Below are 17550 nucleotides of genomic sequence, written 5' to 3'. Positions count from 1 at the left end.
TTTCAGCAATCCACTAAATCACTCAATTTCTACTCTGAGTTTAATTAATTACATTTGAGAATATCGACTAATCACTTATTTTCTATAATTTTTGAGTTAGAAGATTGTATTATTTAACTATGAAGTTTATGATTCTTTTATCGGCAACTTATATTACGAAGAGATGAATTAATGTCGGAACTAACTAAAACTCTATTAAACATCCGCAGCCTGCGCGCTTTCGCACGTGAACTTACGCTTGAGCAGCTTGAAGAAGCACTAGATAAACTAACAACTGTTGTTAGCGAGCGTAAAGAAGCAGAAGAAGCAGAACGTGCTCAAGCAGCTGAACAAGAAGCAAAACTAGCAGCAATCGCAGAACAAATTGCAAGCGACGGTATCGACGTTGATGCATTAATCTCTGCTCTTGCTGGTGAGACTAAAGGCAAAGCTAAATCTAAGCGTGCTCCTCGCCCAGCTAAATATAAGTACACTGACAACTCTGGCCAAGAGAAAACTTGGACAGGTCAAGGTCGTACGCCTTCTGCAATTCAAGAACAGCTAGACGCTGGTAAATCTCTGGACGATTTCCTAATCTAATTTGATTTACTGTCTCTAATAAAAAAGCGCCTAAAAGGCGCTTTTTATATATCTACAAAACCTCACCTCAGTGAGGTTTTATTTTATTAGCAGATTAACGCTCCCAATACGCTTCTTCTAAGCTATCTTCACGTTCTGGCAGACCACGTGACAAACGAGGTGAATGCTGAACCAGAACTTCATAACTTGCACGGTTCGAATACTTACAAACTTGTGAGAACGAAGAGTAAGTCAAATAAGAGTATGCATGCTTGCTCGAGTTAGGCACGTTCTCTTTATGGTATTTGTTTGCTGCCATATCATGCAGCAGAGCAGATAGTGCCGCATCCCCTGCACCATTAGTATTTTTGATCTTTTCCGGACCACCCATATATGGAGAAATATGTGAATAAACTTTAATTGGGTTCTCGCATAATGCTTTAGAAGCAGGTCGGCTAAACTCGTAACGGTTAAATTCTGCAATACTACCCGGCAACAATGGTAGAGAGGTTTCACGCTTAGCTGACTCTTCTGTGTAACCCGCCATAAATAAACCAACAGGGCCAGCAGTGCATAATACCAAATCAACCCATTCAAGAGTTTTGTCTGATGCAGCCAGTGGATCCGACTCACCAGTTAATGCTTCCGCTTCGTCTTCATTCATTGCCACAACACTTACGTGATCACGTAGGAATTCCTGCCAGAATTGAGGGTCATCTTGAATAACGAATTTAGTTCCCAGAGTTAATACAACAGGAACATCATATTTTTTAGCGTACTCAATCGCCTTCATTGTTGCTTCAGGCATTGGGTCGCCTGCTTTACAACGAACTAAATAAGCAGTTAGTACAAGAGCCGAAGCATTTTTAAAGATTTTTTCTGGAATACTATCAGGATGAAGTTGGTTCATCTGACCTTCACTAATTGCAAAAGTACGTTCACCATCTTCAGTAATAAGTGCAAAACAGCGACCAATTGCACCATCAACACCTTGCAGATAGTTAAGATCCATACGGCTAGACGTATTACACAAATAACGGTAACCATAGCTACCAATTTTAATATCCTGGCTCATAACACCAAGCAGTGTTGAACGGTCATCAGCTAAGACTGAATAGTTGTGAAGCGTATTTCCGATAGTGCCACCAGCATATTCGTTAGTAATAAGCTGACAATCTTTCAGCTCGTTATAAAGAGCTTCAGCTGTTTCATCATCAATGACTAGTGAGTGTCCCTTACTCAATTTATATTTATCAATCAACTCGCTACTTACTTTCGCTTCGATATCAACCAAGGTTTGATCAATACCAATAATATGCGTGCGCGACATTTTTTTGCTCTCTTGCGATTGAGTCACAAGAGGATCGCGAGCGTGAACAGGAAAGTAATGCTTCGATTTACGTTGACCAGGAAATTTCATAACTGTTTTTCTGCCGTAAAGGATTCTGAATAAGGGATGAAAGGATGCCGGATTCTACCTTGCCCTCTTTAGCGCGGCAACTAGAGGAATTATAGCAAACGTTTGCACCGATAATTAAATCATTGCCGAATCAGGGAGTAGTAAATAAGAGGAGGAATTTTATAACTTTGCAGGTGCTGAAAGCATATTACGCATGCCAACGCAGCCAGACCGGAATTCTGAAATCTGACTGCAACAAGCCGCTGGGATTACTCGCCTTCCATAAAGCTCAGATCAGGTAGACGGTCTAAGTTTTCAGAATAGCGCTTGAGATCAAACTCACTGTCATTTTTCATTACGTCGAAGATTTCGATCGCCACTGCACATGCCATCATTGCGATCGCTTCTTCGCGAGGCGTACCTGTCATCATAAGACGCATCAGGGTCTCTTTTGCTTTGATTGGATTGCCATCTTCAAGTTGGTTCTCAATCACTTCAATCAACTGTTGTTCTTCAATGATTTGGTTCTGTTCGCTCATTTCAATTGCTCTGTATCTCTTGAATTTCCGCAACTATGCCACATATAGGGTTTCTATACTCAATTATTCGTAGATTTGATTCAGCGAATGCGGGTTATTTGGTCAAAATCGAAGTGTGAGTTCGATCTCGGATCTGTCCCCTTGCTGTGCTTTCTGATAAAATCTGCCTCCAGTTAATTTAAGTGGTGTTTAGTAATGTCTGACAACTGTACTGATAACAGTCAAAAGAAAGTCATCGTTGGCATGTCCGGTGGCGTTGATTCATCCGTTTCGGCTTACCTTCTCAAGCAGCAGGGCTACCAGGTTGAAGGCCTGTTCATGAAGAACTGGGAAGAAGATGATAATGAAGAGTACTGTACAGCAGCGGAAGACCTTGCAGATGCACAAGCGGTATGTGACAAGCTAGGCATCCATCTACATACCATTAACTTTGCTGCAGAGTACTGGGATAACGTATTTGAGTACTTCCTGGCTGAATACAAAGCTGGCCGTACGCCTAACCCTGATATTCTGTGCAACAAAGAGATCAAATTCAAAGCATTCTTAGAGTTCGCTGACGAAGTACTCGACGCAGACTACATTGCGATGGGTCACTATGTTCGCCGTACATTCCCAACCGCTGAAGAACTGGCGGCTGGTGAGAAACCAAAAATGCTGCGTGGCCTTGACGGAAACAAAGACCAAAGTTACTTCCTGTACACTCTGAGCAGTGATCAGGTGGCGCGTAGTCTGTTCCCTGTTGGTGAGCTGGAGAAACCAGAAGTACGTCGTATCGCAGAAGAACAAGATCTGATCACCGCGAAGAAAAAAGATTCTACTGGTATCTGTTTTATCGGCGAACGCAAATTTACTGACTTCTTAGGACGTTACCTGCCGGCTCAACCTGGTGATATCGAAACACCTGAAGGTAAAGTGATCGGTAAACACAATGGTCTTATGTACCACACCCTTGGCCAACGTAAAGGCCTTCACATTGGTGGTCAAAAAGGCGGTGGCGGTAACGAAGACCCATGGTTCGTTGGTGACAAAGACCTTAAGCGCAATGTACTGATTGCAGTACAGGGTAAAGATCACCCAATGCTTAAGTCTCAGGGGCTGATTGCCTCCCAACTTCACTGGGTTGATCGAGCGGCGATTAAAGAACCGTTACAATGCACTGTAAAAACTCGCTACCGTCAAACAGATATCCCATGTACTATCATCCCTATTGATGATGAGAACATCAAAGTGATCTTTGACGAACCGCAAGTCGCTGTTACGCCTGGACAATCTGCTGTTTTCTATAAAGATGAAGTCTGCCTTGGTGGCGGTATCATCGAAGAGCGTATTTAATTTAATCGTAACTATATGGAGTAGAATTACGTGGCTAACACACTTTACGACCGCACTATTGCATTTGCTGGAATTTGCCAAGCAGTGGCCTTGGTTCAACAAGTCGCTAAAAACGGTCACTGTGACTCTGACGCGTTTGAAACTTCTTTAAAAGCGATCCTAAACACTAACCCAAGTAATACGGTTGGTGTTTATGGCCGCGAAGTCGATTTGAAGTTAGGCCTCGAATGTCTGGTTAAGGGTATCGATAGCACGCCTGCTGGCAGTGAGATTACCCGTTACATCATCAGCCTGATGGCTCTGGAACGTAAACTGCAATCACGCAATGATGCTATGTCTCAGCTAGGTGACCGCATTCAAATGCTTGAACGTCAGCTAGACCACTTCGAACTTCTTGACGAACAAATGCTGAGTAACCTTGCTAGCGTCTACCTAGACGTTATCAGCCCTGTAGGGCCACGTATTCAGGTAACGGGTACTCCATCAGTTCTACAACAGACTTCAAACCAGCATAAAGTCCGTGCTCTGCTACTATCAGGTATTCGTAGCGCGGTACTGTGGCGTCAGGTAGGTGGTAAACGCCGTCACCTTATCTTCGGACGTAAAAAGATGGTCGAGCAAGCGCAAATCTTACTCGCCAGAATGGCATAATTTAATTCCAGCTCGCGCCCTTGCGCGAGCTGTTTCTTTATACCAAAACAAACCTCACGCAAACGTTTGCGCAATGTTCGTGACAAATGACTGAGATGCTGGTATAAAGCTCACAAAATTTCGAAACTCAATTCAGGAGAACATCATGGAACTGTCAGCATTGACTGCTGTTTCACCAGTAGACGGTCGTTACGGAAGTAAAACTATTGCACTTCGCAGCATCTTTAGTGAGTTTGGTCTACTAAAGTACCGCTCTATCGTTGAAATTCGCTGGTTACAAAAGCTTGCAGCTACAGATGCAATCACAGAAGTACCTGCATTCAGTGCAGAAGCAAACCAGTTCCTAGATGACCTTGCTGCAAACTTCTCTGAGGAAGACGCTGCACGCATCAAAGAGATCGAGCGTACGACAAACCACGATGTTAAAGCGGTTGAATACTTCCTTAAAGAGAAAGTAGCCGACGTACCTGAGCTGCACGCAGTTAACGAGTTCATCCACTTTGCATGTACTTCAGAAGATATCAACAACACTTCGCACGCTCTAATGCTTAAAGAAGCTCGTGATGAAGTCATTCTTCCTGAAATTAAAAACATCATCGACGCGCTTAAAGCACTAGCAGTTGAGTACCGTGACATTCCACTACTGTCTCGTACTCACGGTCAGCCAGCTTCTCCATCTACAATGGGTAAAGAGATGGCTAACGTTGCGTACCGTATGGAGCGTCAATACAAGCAGATCGCTAACGTAGAAATCCTAGCGAAGATCAACGGTGCAGTTGGTAACTACAACGCACACCTATCTGCTTACCCTGAGCTGGACTGGCACAAATTCTCTGAAGAGTTCATCACTGAATCTCTTGGTGTTACCTGGAACCCTTACACAACTCAGATCGAACCACACGATTACATCGCTGAGCTATTCGATGCTGTTGCACGTTTCAACACTATCTTAATTGACTTCGATCGTGACGTTTGGGGTTACATTGCTCTGGGTCACTTCAAGCAAAAAACAGTTGCTGGTGAAATCGGTTCTTCAACAATGCCACACAAAGTTAACCCAATTGACTTTGAAAACTCTGAAGGCAACCTGGGTCTGGCTAACGCAGTATTCGGTCACCTGGCACAGAAACTGCCTATCTCTCGCTGGCAGCGTGACCTTACTGACTCAACAGTACTGCGTAACCTGGGCGTTGGTGTTGGCTACGCTATCATCGCTTACACTTCTACTCTAAAAGGTATCAGTAAGCTAGAAGTTAACCGTGAAGCACTGCTAGCAGAATTAGACCAAAACTGGGAAGTTCTGGCAGAGCCTGTACAAACAGTTATGCGTCGTTACGGTATCGAGAAGCCATACGAGAAGCTAAAAGAGCTAACTCGTGGTAAGCGCGTAGACGGCGAAGCTATGCGTAACTTCATCGACGGTCTTGAGCTTCCAGAGCACGAGAAAGCACGTCTGAAAGAGATGACGCCAGCTAACTACATCGGTCAGGCGATTGAGCTGACGGATAAGCTGTAAGAGTCGAGAGTCGAATAGTGTGAGGGTTGGCGTTAAGGCGTCAACCCTTTTTTGTTTTGGAGAGCTGGATTATTATCTCTCTTTAGGGACAAATCCAGTTTTCTCGAAGGACGAAGTCCGGTCTCGCTTCTCGGAGCAAAGCGTTCTATCTAAAGCTTCTGAAAGAACAAAGTAATCCGCCCTACCTCGATACCAAACTTCTTGATCTTAGTAAGATTGAAAACGTGTTTGTCATCCTGACGGTAGAGCCAGTCATCAAAGGCAACCACAATCGTTGAATCATCCATCTGGAGTTCAAAGTCGTATTGCCATTGCAGTGCGTTTCCAACTTCTCGACCCGTTGCGACACCTATAATATCGTCGGCACTGCCTTGATACTGCCCGCTACCGAGTCGTTCTATCGTCCATATCCGTTGTGACGTTTCACCATCATCAAACACAAAATCTTCAACCAGAGTAAGCACGTTCCCTTCTACACTGCCAACAATTTCCACTTCAAACCGTCGGGTCTGCCTGTTGGTATAGTCTTGCACCATTCCCCATGCCATTGACTTACCCTGAAAGTATTCAAACAGATCAAACTGAGGTTCGGTACCTTGGTAATCCTCGATATCGGTAGCGCAACCAAATAGCAGCACGGAAAAAGCTGAAAGTAGTAATAACTTGAGACGTTTTATCATTGTTTGCTCCCGATCAGGCTCTCTCTCAAGCGAGGATATTCGGTTTGCGGTGATAACCATATCGCCAGAAACGCATCATTGAGGGTTTCGTCTTCGATGACACCAATGAGTTTGTGATTTAACTGAGGCTCTGAGAAATAGAACTGACCCTGCTTACCGTCAGTGACATAGGTAAGGTTGTTCCCCTGCTTAATATTGGGGAAGATATTCTCTATGTGAGTGACCCATTGCTCTGTCTCGGCCGATTGATAACCGAGTTTCTGCCACTGTTCCAAAGTCGCATCCACCAGCTGCTGTTGAGAAATATCACGCTGATAAGTGATGGAAAGTGCCAGGGGGTGTGGCGTTATATCTGATTCGAGTTGATAAGAGCCACTAGGTGTAAGCAACTGAGAGTAGTAAATATCAAAAAAGAACATGGTGAGCTGTGCCTGCCCCACCCTCGACCAGGAACGCCACTCTTGGTCACTTTTTGCGGCTGCCTCAGATGCATTAACATTCCCTGTCACTAGTAGGCAACTTATTATTACCATGATGAGTTTCATATCCATATACCCTAATAATCAATGCGATTAGAATGGTCCACTCAATCAGCAAAATGCCGCAGGTAGTAATAAGGGGTAACCCAAAGGTCACCGCACCAAGTTTCTCTCCTGCGATATAGCTGAGCGCGCCACCAACTCCACCTACCATAGATACGAGCGAAATTGGGTATTGGCTCAGTAACGGATACAAAAAATAGCTATACCAGATAAAAATCAGCCACAAGGAGAAAAGCCAGACAGGAAACGATCCGTGTTCAAATTGAAGTACGCCTAGTGACATATTTAACCAATCTACACTGACACCTATTGCGAAAATCAGCAGTACTTTGAACCATGGCACTTTGGTTGCAAAAGCAGTGGCGACAAAAGTCATGACAGCTAAAGCCAGTGTCAGCCACTGCCATGAATATTGTCCAACAACGGCAAGGAACCAGATTATCTGAAACCAACTCGAGATAATAAGTAATCGTTTCATCATCCGGCTCTCTTCAATAATTAAGGACGCTGGAAGGTCATGTGAACTGTGCTAATCGATTTGGCACGGAAACCACCTTCGCAGTAGCAGAAATAGTAATTCCACATTCTGATAAAACGCTCATCGAATCCCAGTTGACTAACCTTTTCCTGCCCGTTGTTAAAGCGTAAATACCATAGTTTGAGTGTCTGGGCGTAATCCTGACCAATATCGAACAGATCCCGCAGAACCAAATCACTGTGTTTGGTCGTCGCTTGAGTCAACGCAGTGATAGAGGGCAGAAACCCACCCGGGAAGATGTACTTCTGGATGAAATCAACGTTATTACTGTAGTAATCGTAACGTTGATCTGCGATGGTGATCGCCTGGATCGCCATCAAACCACCGGATTTTAGCAACGATTGACACTTTTGAATGTAAGATGTCAGAAACTGCTTACCAACAGCTTCGATCATTTCTATTGAGACAAGCTTGTCATACTCGCCTTCGAGCAATCGATAGTCCTGCTTGAGTAAGGTAATCTTTTCGCTAAGGCCTCGCTGCTCTATTGCTTGCTTGGCGTATTGAAACTGTTGCTCAGAGATAGTCGTCGTAGTTACGTGGCAACCATATGTCTCTGCCATGTAAATAGCCATTGAGCCCCAGCCTGTACCAATCTCTATCACATGGTCACTAGAGCTAAGTTTAAGCTGCTGGCATAAGCGTTCCATTTTGTTTATCTGGCCCTGCTCTAGTGACTGGCCTTGCTCTGTAAATACAGCAGAAGAGTAGAGCATTCGTTCATCCAGGAAGGTCTGATACAGATCGTTGCTCAGATCGTAGTGAGCTTCAATATTCTTCGCTGAGTTAGTTACTGTGTTACGGTTTAACCAGTGGCTGACCTGATATGCAAGCTTGGACAGCAGACTTGAACGACTTTCAATTGAATCCAACGCCGACAGGTTTAGTGCCATCAACTCCATTAATTGAGTCAGGTCTGGGCTATCCCACCAGCCGTCCATATAAGCTTCTCCGGCGGCAATCGAACCACCTTTAAGCAAGCGCGAATAGAAGGCTGGGTTTTTGACTTCAATTATTGCACTCGGCTGGCCGTCCTTTGGCTGACCAAACTGCTCTCTCACTCTCTGAGATGACTGTTCACCAAACGATTCAATCACGGTCAGGGAACCGACTTGAAGCTTGTATAAACACGTAAAGGCAATGTTTCTCGCTGTCTTTTGCACTGAGGTCAACTGAACAGGTAAAGTCAGCGTCTGTGAGTTAATCATGTCATCAGTTCCTTGTTATTTTTTTAGTTCTGCACTCTGAGTCGCGGAACTCTCATCGCTTTGCTTGTACTTGGGATGAGAGTAAAACGGGGCGCCTTTAATCCAGAGTTTTAGCGCATGCCAGTAAATCCCTGTCATTACTTTTACTGCCATGACTGGCGTAACGATCAGGTGCTTAAGCAGTACTTTTGAGCTGAAGGGATGTTTAGACATTTTCATCGTTGCATCAAATTCTTTCCGCTCCCGATGACACTCTAAGTGCACCGACAATTTTTCGTTAAGAGGCTTAATCTTCCATTGGTACTGCTGCTCAATCGGGTTAAAAGGTGAAACGTGAAATGCCTTGTTGTGTTTCCAGGTCGACTCGTCCTGTGCATCAAGTAAGTAGTAATGACGCTCATTCCACGGAGTATTACTCACCTCTGCAAGCAAGTAGCGCCACTCGCCTTGTTGATCGTAGATATAATAGAAATTGACCGGGCTGAAATAGATGCCGAAATACCTAAGGTGGATAACTGCTTTCACGCTTCCTTCAATGGTTTGACCGGACATCTGGTGTACTTTATCCAACACCGCTTGTTTCAAGTCCCCACTACCTAAGTAGTCTTCACGTTTAAATCTCGCCCAGTGCCACCATTTCTGACCAAATCCCCATACCTTTCTTTGCAAAGCCTCTATCTCATCCAAATCGAGACAGGGCATAAACAAATGATAGTTCAACGCATGCTCAACCGGAGTAAACCGGCGGTGCCTAACATTACCAACCAGTAAGTGACTGCGTTGATTAACCTTCATTATGCTGCTCCCTGTGAGTGGAGGTTGTCATTGAGTAACTTAATTCCGCGCACAACATCGAGTGCACTTCGTACCCCGTCCTCATGGAAGCCGTTGTACCAGTAGGCACCGCAGAACCAGGTGCGAGACATACCGTTTATCTCTTCACGTCGACCCTGAGCTGTGATCGACTGACGATTAAACACAGGATGATGGTAGACAAAACGTTTAAGAATTTTGTCGTGTTGAATCTGATCACTGCTGTTCAAAGAGACGCAAAACGTTTGAGGCGCTTCAATATGCTGTAGGATATTCATATTGTATGTGAGTGTCGGAGCCCTAGATTGCTCTTGCTGACTACCATCAAGCCAGTAGTTCCAAGAAGCCCAGGCCGCTTTTCGCTTCGGTAGCAGTGAATCATCTGTATGTAGAATTACCTCGTTAGCCTGATAAGCTAAATCGGCGAGAATCCCTTCTTCAGTAGAGCTGATATCGCCCAGTAGTTGTTTTGCCTGATCGCTGTGGCAGGCAAAAATAACCTGATCAAAACGTTCAGACTGGCCGTTAGAGCGCACGGTGACACCCACCTGATCACGAGTGACAGACTCTACCGGGCTATTGAGGCGAATTCGGTCAGCAAACCCTTGAGTTAAAGCTGGAATGTATTCTCTTGATCCGCCTTTAATGACATACCACTGTGGTCTGTTCGTTACATCCAGCAGACCATGATTGAGGAAGAAACGAGCAAAAAACTGTAATGGGAAAGCGCGCATATCTGCCAGCGTAGATGACCAAATCGCCGCTCCCATTGGTAAGATGTAGTTGTCACAAAAGAAATCACTGAAGCTATGTTCAGTAAGAAAGTCTCCTAATGTTTCACTGTCACTTAACTCGTCATTGGCGCACTCTTTTACCATGCGGTTGAAACGAAGGATCTCAAAAATAAACGAGTAGAACTTAGGGTTAAACCAGTTTCTCTTCTGCGCAAACAGAGTCGTCAGAGTGTGGCCATTGTATTCGAGGCCATTACTATCATTTCTGACGCTGAAGCTCATTTGGCTGGCTACCCCCTCCACGCCCACTTCTTCCATGAGCGCCATAAAATTCGGATAGGTTCTGTCGTTATATACGATGAAGCCGGTATCTACGGCGTAGGATTTGCCTTCCAGTTCAACATCCACCGTAGCGGTGTGACCACCTATATAATCATTGGCTTCATACAAGGTGACATCATGTGAGCGATGCAAGTAGTAACCACAAGTTAACCCAGAAATACCACTGCCAATTATTGCTATTTTCATAATGTTTGCCTCTATCCCTGCGTGAGCAATTTTGTCGTCAGTGCGTTTTGCCAGCGGTACGGCAACGCACCAATCAGGCGCAAAATCGAAGTAAATTTGGTTGGAAAATAGATATGCCCTTTACCTTTTGATAAACCCTTACGTATCGCCTGTGAGGCATGCTGAGTAGATACCAGCATCGGCATATCAAACGTGTTCTTGTCAGTGAGCGGGGTTTTGACGAATCCTGGATAGACAATCGACACATCGATTCCCTGAGGCTTGAGATCCAATTGTAAGGTACGAGCCAGATAACTCACTGCCGCTTTCGAAGCGCCATAAGCTTCAGCTCGTGGCAATGCAACTTCACTTGCGATAGAACCAACAATCGCGACACGATGTCCGCGGCGAAAATTGTGTTGGCAGGCATGGATCGCGTTAGATAATCCAATAACGTTGATGTCGAAAACACGCTTGATAAGTTCGGCATCCAACTGACCGTCATCAATGTATTCGCAGTCACCTGCGTTGAAAATCCAAAGTTGTGGAGTCATCGGGAGATGTGCGAGCGCAGACTTTGTTTGCTCTAAATCAGTTTGGTCAAACACGAGTGAGGAGATTGCCGGTGAACTCTCAACCATTTGGTCTAAAACGCTAGTGTTACGACCACAGGCAATCACGTGCCAGCCGTTATCTGCATAGTCTTTTGCCAACTGGTGACCGATGCCTGAAGTGGCGCCAGTAATTAACACGCAATTCATTTGCCTAACCTCTGTTTGATGCTTTTAATCACGGAACCAAGCAGAGGAAGGTTTTCGTAAAGCATTTCACCGAGGTCAAAATAGTCTCGATGATAGATCACCCTACCCTCTGAAAACTTAATGTGGCTGACACCGTTAACATAGATGACCGTCCCTTTTGACAACTTAGGATGCTCGAGGGCCATCCGCCAGGTTAGAAAACCACTGTCGTCTTGCTGTTGGTGCTCTTGAATCTCGAAATCACAGCGAGTGACATTTTGGTACAGCACTTCGAAATAGCGCTCCAGTGCTTGCCAACCTTCCAAACGATGAGCCGCGTCTTCAAACACCACTTCCTGATGATATACATCGGACAGTAGATGAAGATTCGACTTGTTTAACTGCTGGTATACTTTGCCTACAGACTGAACATCCATTTATCACCCCAAAGTTATACAATAATTTATTTTGTATAACACATAAAACATAGATTAAGAAGTAAAGTTGTACAAATCATATTTTGTATAACTTTTGAAAGTTGTACGTAGAGATTTTCAAACAGATCAAAAAAAGGCTTGGTTATAAACCAAGCCTTTTCAAATGATTATAGCGACAGATTAAGAATTGCGCAGTGCGTCGATACGTTTATCTAATGGAGGGTGAGTCATCATTAGTTCTGACAAAGAGCGTTTGCCGTTAATACCAAAAGCCATCATTGAGCCTTCAAGCTGTGATTCATGGCTAACTTTAAGGCGTTCTAACGCTGCAATCATTTTCTGCTTACCGACCAGTTGAGCGGCGCCTGCATCTGCATGGAACTCACGGTGACGGCTGTACCACATGGTAATGAAGCTTGCCAGGAAACCGAAAATCAGCTCTAAAACCATACTTACACCGAAGTAAACCATCATGTTACTGCCACCTTCTTCCTCGTTGTCGTTTGACGCAACAATGTTGGCAATAAAACGTGATAGGAAGATAACAAAGGTGTTAACCACGCCCTGCATCAGAGTCATGGTTACCATGTCGCCGTTAGCAATATGGCTTACCTCATGGGCAAGTACCGCTTCGGCCTCATCACGAGTCATATTGTGTAGCAGGCCTGTTGAGACCGCGACCAAAGAATCATTTCTTTTTGCACCTGTGGCAAACGCATTGATGTCCGCAGAGTCATAAATGGCAACAGTTGGCATACCAATACCTACTTGCTCTGACTGGCGACGCACTGTTTCAAGCAACCAGTGCTCTGTTTCGTTACGTGGACTTTCGATTACCATGCCACCAACTGAACGTAGTGCCATACTCTTTGACATCATCAACGAGATAAACGAACCGCCAAAGCCAAATACCGCAGCCATTACCAATAACCCTGATAGACTGCCAGGCTGCATACCTGTGACTGCGTAAACGATATTTAAGACAATACTTAATACCAGCAGGACAGCTAAGTTGGTTACAAGGAATAACATTACTCGCTTCATTACTTTTCTCCAAAAAACGGAAGCTTTTTATATGTGCTGGCAGATTCGAGTGACTACCAGCTTGTTCTTAACCTAATAGATATAGTCTATCCCTTTTAATATCAAGGTTAAGCAGCAAATTGAAACATTTGATTTCTAGCGCAGGTAATTTTCTCATTTTCAGTACAATCAATAAATTAGCGACAAGTACTCCGTCACTCACATCTCGCTCGTTTCAAGGGATTAGACTTTGGTCGTATTGAGAGTCCAATCAAACGTGCTAGATTTACTACTGATCCACATCCACTCCATGGGACAAAGGGACAAAATCATGGTTGAAACTAACGACTATCAAATGGCTATTGATCTGTTGTGCTGCCACTTAGGGATCTCAGAAGATGAGGCAAAGCAGCAGTTAGGTATCTCCGCGGACAATCAAACTCAAAAACGCATCGCAGAGACTCAAAGTGCGCTGATGGGGCTTAATCAAGAGCTGTAAGTTAACGCTCTTCACCAGATGCTAAAAGGGCTGCCAATGGCAGCCCTTTTGATATTTTAAATTAGCCTTCGATGAGAGGTGTAACGTCAATATACTTAGCCAAACCTTGGCGCTTCACACTTGGAACATATGGGATTTCTCCAATCTTAGGCGCGTCGATTTTTTGCTCAAGCATCTCAATGATGTCGGCATAGTGTTCAGTACCCGGGTTAACACGGTTCGCTACCCAACCGATAACGTCCAGACCATCAGCTTTGATCGCATCAAGCGTTAACATGGCATGACTCAAACAACCTAACTTGATACCAACCACAAGCACAACGGGCAGTTTTTCTTGCTGAACCCAGCTAGAAAGGCATTCCGTGTCCGACACTGGCACGCGCCAGCCTCCGGCACCTTCAACTAATACAATATCCGCTTTACTCTTATGCTGAGTTAGCTTTTCACTTAACACTGCATACTCTATCTCTACGTTCTCACGTTTCGCAGCGATGTGTGGTGACGCAGGCAGCTCAAGTGCGTATGGGTTTACGTCGTCATAAGCAACGTCCAGAGTCGCCGCTTTTTGTAAGTAGAGTGCGTCAGAGTTACGAAAACCTGATTCGGTTTTGTCACTGCCTGCCGCTACAGGCTTATAGCCAATTGTTTTTAAATCTTTTTCCGCTAACGCGTTCAAAATTGCTTTAGAAGCAACTGTTTTTCCAACATCGGTATCCGTACCCGCAATAAAAAATGCATCAATCATAGATGAATAACCCCTAAACAGACCTGATATGTTGCAGGCAGAAGACCCAGATGATTTCGATGGGTTTGATACTCTTGCTCGACACGTTGCAGAGCTCTGCGGCCGGTCAAACCATGTGCTCTCCCGCCAACATGAGTTGCACCAATGCCTTTCAGATCTCGCATCAATGAAAATGCAGTCTGGTACCAAACCGTAATGGTCGGTAAGTCTAGTAGATGCGTATGGCATTCAGATTGCGCTAACGCAATTTTTACCTGATTGACCGTACTGAATTGATTGACGTGTTGATATGAATCAATTTTGCTCCATGCCTGTTTGAGCTCGATTAGAGAACCATCGAGTAATGTAGACAGAAATATTGCACCTTGAGGTTTGATCACGCGGCGCAGTTCTCTCAATGGAACCGAAAGGTCATCACACCACTGCAGAGCCAAACTCGAAAACGCGTAGTCGATACTATGATTATCAAACGGTAGTGATTCTGCGTCTCCTTGAAGATAAGTTGCACCACGACCACATCTCTGCTCTGCGCAAGCTAACATCTGTGGCGACAGGTCAAAACAGATCACTTTCGCTCCGCGCTTTATCAGCTCTAGAGAGAAGTAACCGGTACCACAACCAAGGTCTAGAACCGTTTTTCCTTGCAGGTCATCGGGCATTTTGGCTAATAAACGTAAGCCGACATCGCGTTGAAACTCTGCGTGCTGATCATAAGATTTGGCCGCTCGACTGAATGCATCGGCAATCGCCGCTTTATTATTTGTACTATCAGGAGCAACTAGTACTGCTTGTTCCATTACTCTACTCCCTTTAAGGCCGCTTTAAGCTGCTCAGCAAACTTTGTCAGATGAGCTTTTTCATGACCCGCGGTTAATGTTATGCGCAATCGAGCACTGCCTTTAGCCACTGTTGGTGGTCGAATAGCCGTTACCCACAAACCATTACTTTTCAGTTGATTGGCGACTTCTATCGCCCTATCACTACTGCCGAGGATAAATGGCTTAATCGGTGTTTGTGTCTCGCAATAACCCAGTTCGCCACTTAATAGCGCGTGATAATGATGCGACAGTTCTAATAACTTGTCGCGACGCCATGTTTGCTGCTGGATCATTTTGGCTGCTGTGTTGAGCGCCACTGCTTGGGCAGGCGGCATCGCCGTTGAATAGACATGATGACGAGCAAACTGTGTTAAGTAATCGCCCACTTCACTACTACAGAGTATTGCAGCACCAGACAAGCCAAACGCTTTGCCAAAAGTGACTACTAATAAGTCAGGCCGAATACCTGCGTAAGCGCAACTACCACTGCCGTCATTCGCCAGAACGCCAATACCATGAGCGTCGTCTACCGCTAACCAGGCTTTTCCTGTAACAACGGAATCAATCTCGCCAAGCGGTGCTAAATCGCCATCCATGCTAAACACACCTTCAGTAACAACTAAGGTATTGCCCTGAATAGAAGCAGCAAGATGCTCAACATCATTGTGTCTGAATCGCTTCATTCGGGCCGAAGAGAGCATTCCAGCTTCAATAAGAGAGGCATGGTTTAACTTGTCTTGAAGTAACAGGTCGTCTTTTTCAAGCAGAGAGAAAAGCATTGCCTGGTTAGCAGAAAAGCCAGAATTGAACAGGATTGCGCGTTCGAATCCAAGCCAGTCACACAATGTTTCTTCAAGCTCTGAATGCGCTGAGCTGTGGCCGGTAACTAGCGGAGAGGCTCCACTGCCATTGCCAAAGCGATCTAAACCTGTTTGCCATGCTTGAGTTAACTCTTTATCCGACGCCAGTCCAAGATAATCGTTGCTGGAAAAGTTAAGGTAGCTGTCTCCATCGTGAATCAGGAAAGTGCGATTACCATCTTCTATATTGAGTAGCGAACGACTCAAGCTCTGGGCTTTACGCTGTTCCAGAGCTTGATTAATTCTGCTATTAAACGCCAGCATCGTAGAATAGGTCGTCTTTAGTCGGACGCGCCGCAACACGTTCCACAACGCGGTCGAGAAGATCGTTCTCTTCTATTTCATCCGGCTTTTGTGACACTTGCTGGCTGTTGATGCCAAGTTTATGGAACAGAAGCATATCTTTGTCTTCAGAAGGGTTCGGTGTTGTCAGTAGTTTACAACCGTAGAATACCGAATTCGCACCAGCCATAAAGCACAAAGCTTGCATCTGTTCATTCATGTTTTCGCGGCCAGCAGACAGACGTACAGCCGATTTAGGCATCATGATTCGTGCAATTGCAATCAGACGGATAAAGTCAAACGGCTCAACATCTTCTACTTTCTCTAGTGGCGTACCTTTTACTTTTACCAGCATGTTGATTGGTACACTCTCAGGGTGAGTTGGCAGGTTTGCCAGTTCAACCAACAGTCCCGCACGGTCATTGGCGTTTTCACCCATACCAATAATGCCGCCAGAACAGATTTTCATACCCGCATCACGTACATGAGAGAGCGTATCCAAACGATCCTGATAAGTACGCGTAGTAATGATGTTGCCGTAGAACTCAGGAGAGGTGTCTAAGTTGTGGTTGTAGTAATCCAGACCCGCATCCGCAAGCGCTTTGGCCTGATCTGGTGTCAGCATACCAAGGGTCATACAGGTTTCTAAACCCATATCCTTAACCCCTTTAATCATATCCGTCAGGTGCGGCATATCACGCTCTTTCGGATTCTTCCACGCAGCGCCCATACAGAAGCGTGTCGAGCCAGCATTTTTAGCCTTTTGCGCTGCATCCAGAACGCGCTCGACTTCCATTAAGCGCTCTTTCTCTACATCAGTGGTATAGCGAGCACTCTGTGGGCAGTACTTACAATCTTCAGGACAAGCACCAGTCTTAATTGAGAGTAACGTGCTGACCTGCACATGGTTGTGTTGCTGGTGTTGACGATGAACCAGTTGCGCTTCAAACAAGAGATCCATAAATGGCTTCTCCATAAGCTCTCTTACTTGAGCAACTGTCCAGTTGTGACGTACTTCCACGTGGCTTCCTTTAATTATTGTTGGTTTGATTACTTGGCTAGTCTACTGACACAAGGTAGACTGTCAACACTAAGGAAATTCAAAAGTTTACACTTGGTTATTTTTTAA

Annotated in this window: 20 protein-coding genes; 5 read left to right on the top strand and 15 right to left on the bottom strand. The window is 44.9% G+C overall.

All coding sequences use genetic code 11. The features are described 5' to 3' along the window. Window positions 1–171 precede the first annotated feature (171 nt). Window positions 172–579, top strand: a complete 408-nt coding sequence (locus tag RH46_RS19215) for an H-NS family histone-like protein (RefSeq protein ID WP_006881193.1) — start codon at window positions 172–174, stop codon at window positions 577–579. A gap of 94 nt (window positions 580–673) precedes the next feature. Here the strand turns inward: RH46_RS19215 and RH46_RS19210 are convergent, their stop codons facing one another. Continuing rightward, window positions 674–1978 (bottom strand): inosine/guanosine kinase, encoded by a 1305-nt coding sequence (locus tag RH46_RS19210; protein WP_006881192.1) that lies wholly within the window; start codon window positions 1976–1978, stop codon window positions 674–676. 248 nt (window positions 1979–2226) lie between these two features. Next, the gene (locus RH46_RS19205) at window positions 2227–2496 is read right to left on the bottom strand and encodes a hypothetical protein (RefSeq protein WP_006881191.1); all 270 of its coding nucleotides are present in this window, start codon (window positions 2494–2496) and stop codon (window positions 2227–2229) included. 195 nt (window positions 2497–2691) lie between these two features. Here RH46_RS19205 and mnmA point away from each other — a divergent pair, with 195 nt between their 5' ends. From mnmA to purB, 3 genes are all read left to right on the top strand, one after another. Then, complete coding sequence (gene mnmA / locus RH46_RS19200; protein ID WP_006881190.1) at window positions 2692–3828, top strand: tRNA 2-thiouridine(34) synthase MnmA; 1137 nt, start codon at window positions 2692–2694, stop codon at window positions 3826–3828. Between the two features lie 30 nt (window positions 3829–3858). Then, on the top strand, window positions 3859–4479 hold the full coding sequence (gene hflD / locus RH46_RS19195; protein ID WP_006881189.1) for a high frequency lysogenization protein HflD: 621 nt from the start codon (window positions 3859–3861) through the stop codon (window positions 4477–4479). A 145-nt stretch (window positions 4480–4624) separates the two neighbouring features. After that, a complete protein-coding gene (gene purB, locus RH46_RS19190; protein WP_006881188.1) occupies window positions 4625–5995 on the top strand; it encodes an adenylosuccinate lyase in 1371 nt (456 codons plus the stop codon). Window positions 5996–6144: 149 nt separating this feature from the next. Here the strand turns inward: purB and RH46_RS19185 are convergent, their stop codons facing one another. The 9 genes from RH46_RS19185 to htpX all read right to left on the bottom strand — a co-directional run bounded on the left by RH46_RS19185 (window position 6145) and on the right by htpX (window position 13238). Next, on the bottom strand, window positions 6145–6675 hold the full coding sequence (locus tag RH46_RS19185) for a DUF3833 domain-containing protein (RefSeq protein WP_006881187.1): 531 nt from the start codon (window positions 6673–6675) through the stop codon (window positions 6145–6147). Then, window positions 6672–7220, bottom strand: coding sequence for a chalcone isomerase family protein (locus tag RH46_RS19180; RefSeq protein WP_040896270.1), 549 nt, complete (start codon window positions 7218–7220; stop codon window positions 6672–6674). Before RH46_RS19180 ends, RH46_RS19185 begins: the two co-directional genes overlap by 4 nt. Beyond that, window positions 7168–7698 carry a DUF2878 domain-containing protein gene (locus tag RH46_RS19175; protein WP_006881185.1) on the bottom strand — a complete coding sequence of 177 codons (531 nt, stop codon included), beginning with the start codon at window positions 7696–7698 and terminating at the stop codon, window positions 7168–7170. Before RH46_RS19175 ends, RH46_RS19180 begins: the two co-directional genes overlap by 53 nt. A gap of 17 nt (window positions 7699–7715) precedes the next feature. Further along, complete coding sequence (locus RH46_RS19170) at window positions 7716–8963, bottom strand: SAM-dependent methyltransferase (protein WP_006881184.1); 1248 nt, start codon at window positions 8961–8963, stop codon at window positions 7716–7718. A gap of 15 nt (window positions 8964–8978) precedes the next feature. Further along, window positions 8979–9758 carry a DUF1365 domain-containing protein gene (locus RH46_RS19165; RefSeq protein ID WP_006881183.1) on the bottom strand — a complete coding sequence of 260 codons (780 nt, stop codon included), beginning with the start codon at window positions 9756–9758 and terminating at the stop codon, window positions 8979–8981. After that, on the bottom strand, window positions 9758–11038 hold the full coding sequence (locus tag RH46_RS19160; protein ID WP_006881182.1) for an NAD(P)/FAD-dependent oxidoreductase: 1281 nt from the start codon (window positions 11036–11038) through the stop codon (window positions 9758–9760). The genes RH46_RS19165 and RH46_RS19160 overlap by 1 nt, the downstream gene beginning before the upstream one ends. Window positions 11039–11049: 11 nt before the next feature. Continuing rightward, the gene (locus RH46_RS19155) at window positions 11050–11778 is read right to left on the bottom strand and encodes an SDR family oxidoreductase (RefSeq protein WP_006881181.1); all 729 of its coding nucleotides are present in this window, start codon (window positions 11776–11778) and stop codon (window positions 11050–11052) included. Further along, entirely contained in the window at window positions 11775–12194 is a 420-nt protein-coding gene (locus RH46_RS19150; RefSeq protein ID WP_006881180.1) for a nuclear transport factor 2 family protein, read from the bottom strand. The genes RH46_RS19155 and RH46_RS19150 overlap by 4 nt, the downstream gene beginning before the upstream one ends. Before the next feature lie 180 nt (window positions 12195–12374). After that, the gene (gene htpX, locus RH46_RS19145) at window positions 12375–13238 is read right to left on the bottom strand and encodes a protease HtpX (RefSeq protein WP_006881179.1); all 864 of its coding nucleotides are present in this window, start codon (window positions 13236–13238) and stop codon (window positions 12375–12377) included. Between the two features lie 310 nt (window positions 13239–13548). Between htpX and RH46_RS22110 the strand changes: the two genes are divergently transcribed. Further along, a complete protein-coding gene (locus RH46_RS22110) occupies window positions 13549–13716 on the top strand; it encodes a hypothetical protein (protein ID WP_006881178.1) in 168 nt (55 codons plus the stop codon). A gap of 61 nt (window positions 13717–13777) precedes the next feature. Here RH46_RS22110 and bioD read toward each other — a convergent pair whose 3' ends face one another. The 4 genes from bioD to bioB are packed head-to-tail and all read right to left on the bottom strand — an operon-like array spanning window position 13778 to window position 17442. Further along, a complete protein-coding gene (gene bioD, locus RH46_RS19140; protein ID WP_006881177.1) occupies window positions 13778–14461 on the bottom strand; it encodes a dethiobiotin synthase in 684 nt (227 codons plus the stop codon). Continuing rightward, window positions 14458–15258: a malonyl-ACP O-methyltransferase BioC gene (gene bioC, locus RH46_RS19135; protein ID WP_006881176.1), complete on the bottom strand. Its 801-nt coding sequence runs from the start codon at window positions 15256–15258 to the stop codon at window positions 14458–14460. The genes bioD and bioC overlap by 4 nt, the downstream gene beginning before the upstream one ends. Then, complete coding sequence (gene bioF, locus RH46_RS19130) at window positions 15258–16403, bottom strand: 8-amino-7-oxononanoate synthase (protein ID WP_006881175.1); 1146 nt, start codon at window positions 16401–16403, stop codon at window positions 15258–15260. The genes bioC and bioF overlap by 1 nt, the downstream gene beginning before the upstream one ends. Beyond that, window positions 16390–17442 (bottom strand): biotin synthase BioB, encoded by a 1053-nt coding sequence (bioB, locus tag RH46_RS19125; protein WP_006881174.1) that lies wholly within the window; start codon window positions 17440–17442, stop codon window positions 16390–16392. Before bioB ends, bioF begins: the two co-directional genes overlap by 14 nt. Window positions 17443–17550: the final 108 nt, after the last annotated feature.

The organism is Vibrio brasiliensis LMG 20546 (genome assembly GCF_000189255.1).
Lineage (GTDB): Bacteria > Pseudomonadota > Gammaproteobacteria > Enterobacterales > Vibrionaceae > Vibrio > Vibrio brasiliensis.
The sequence above is the reverse complement of the archived record's forward strand: the minus strand, read 5'-3'. Positions and strand labels throughout refer to the sequence as shown.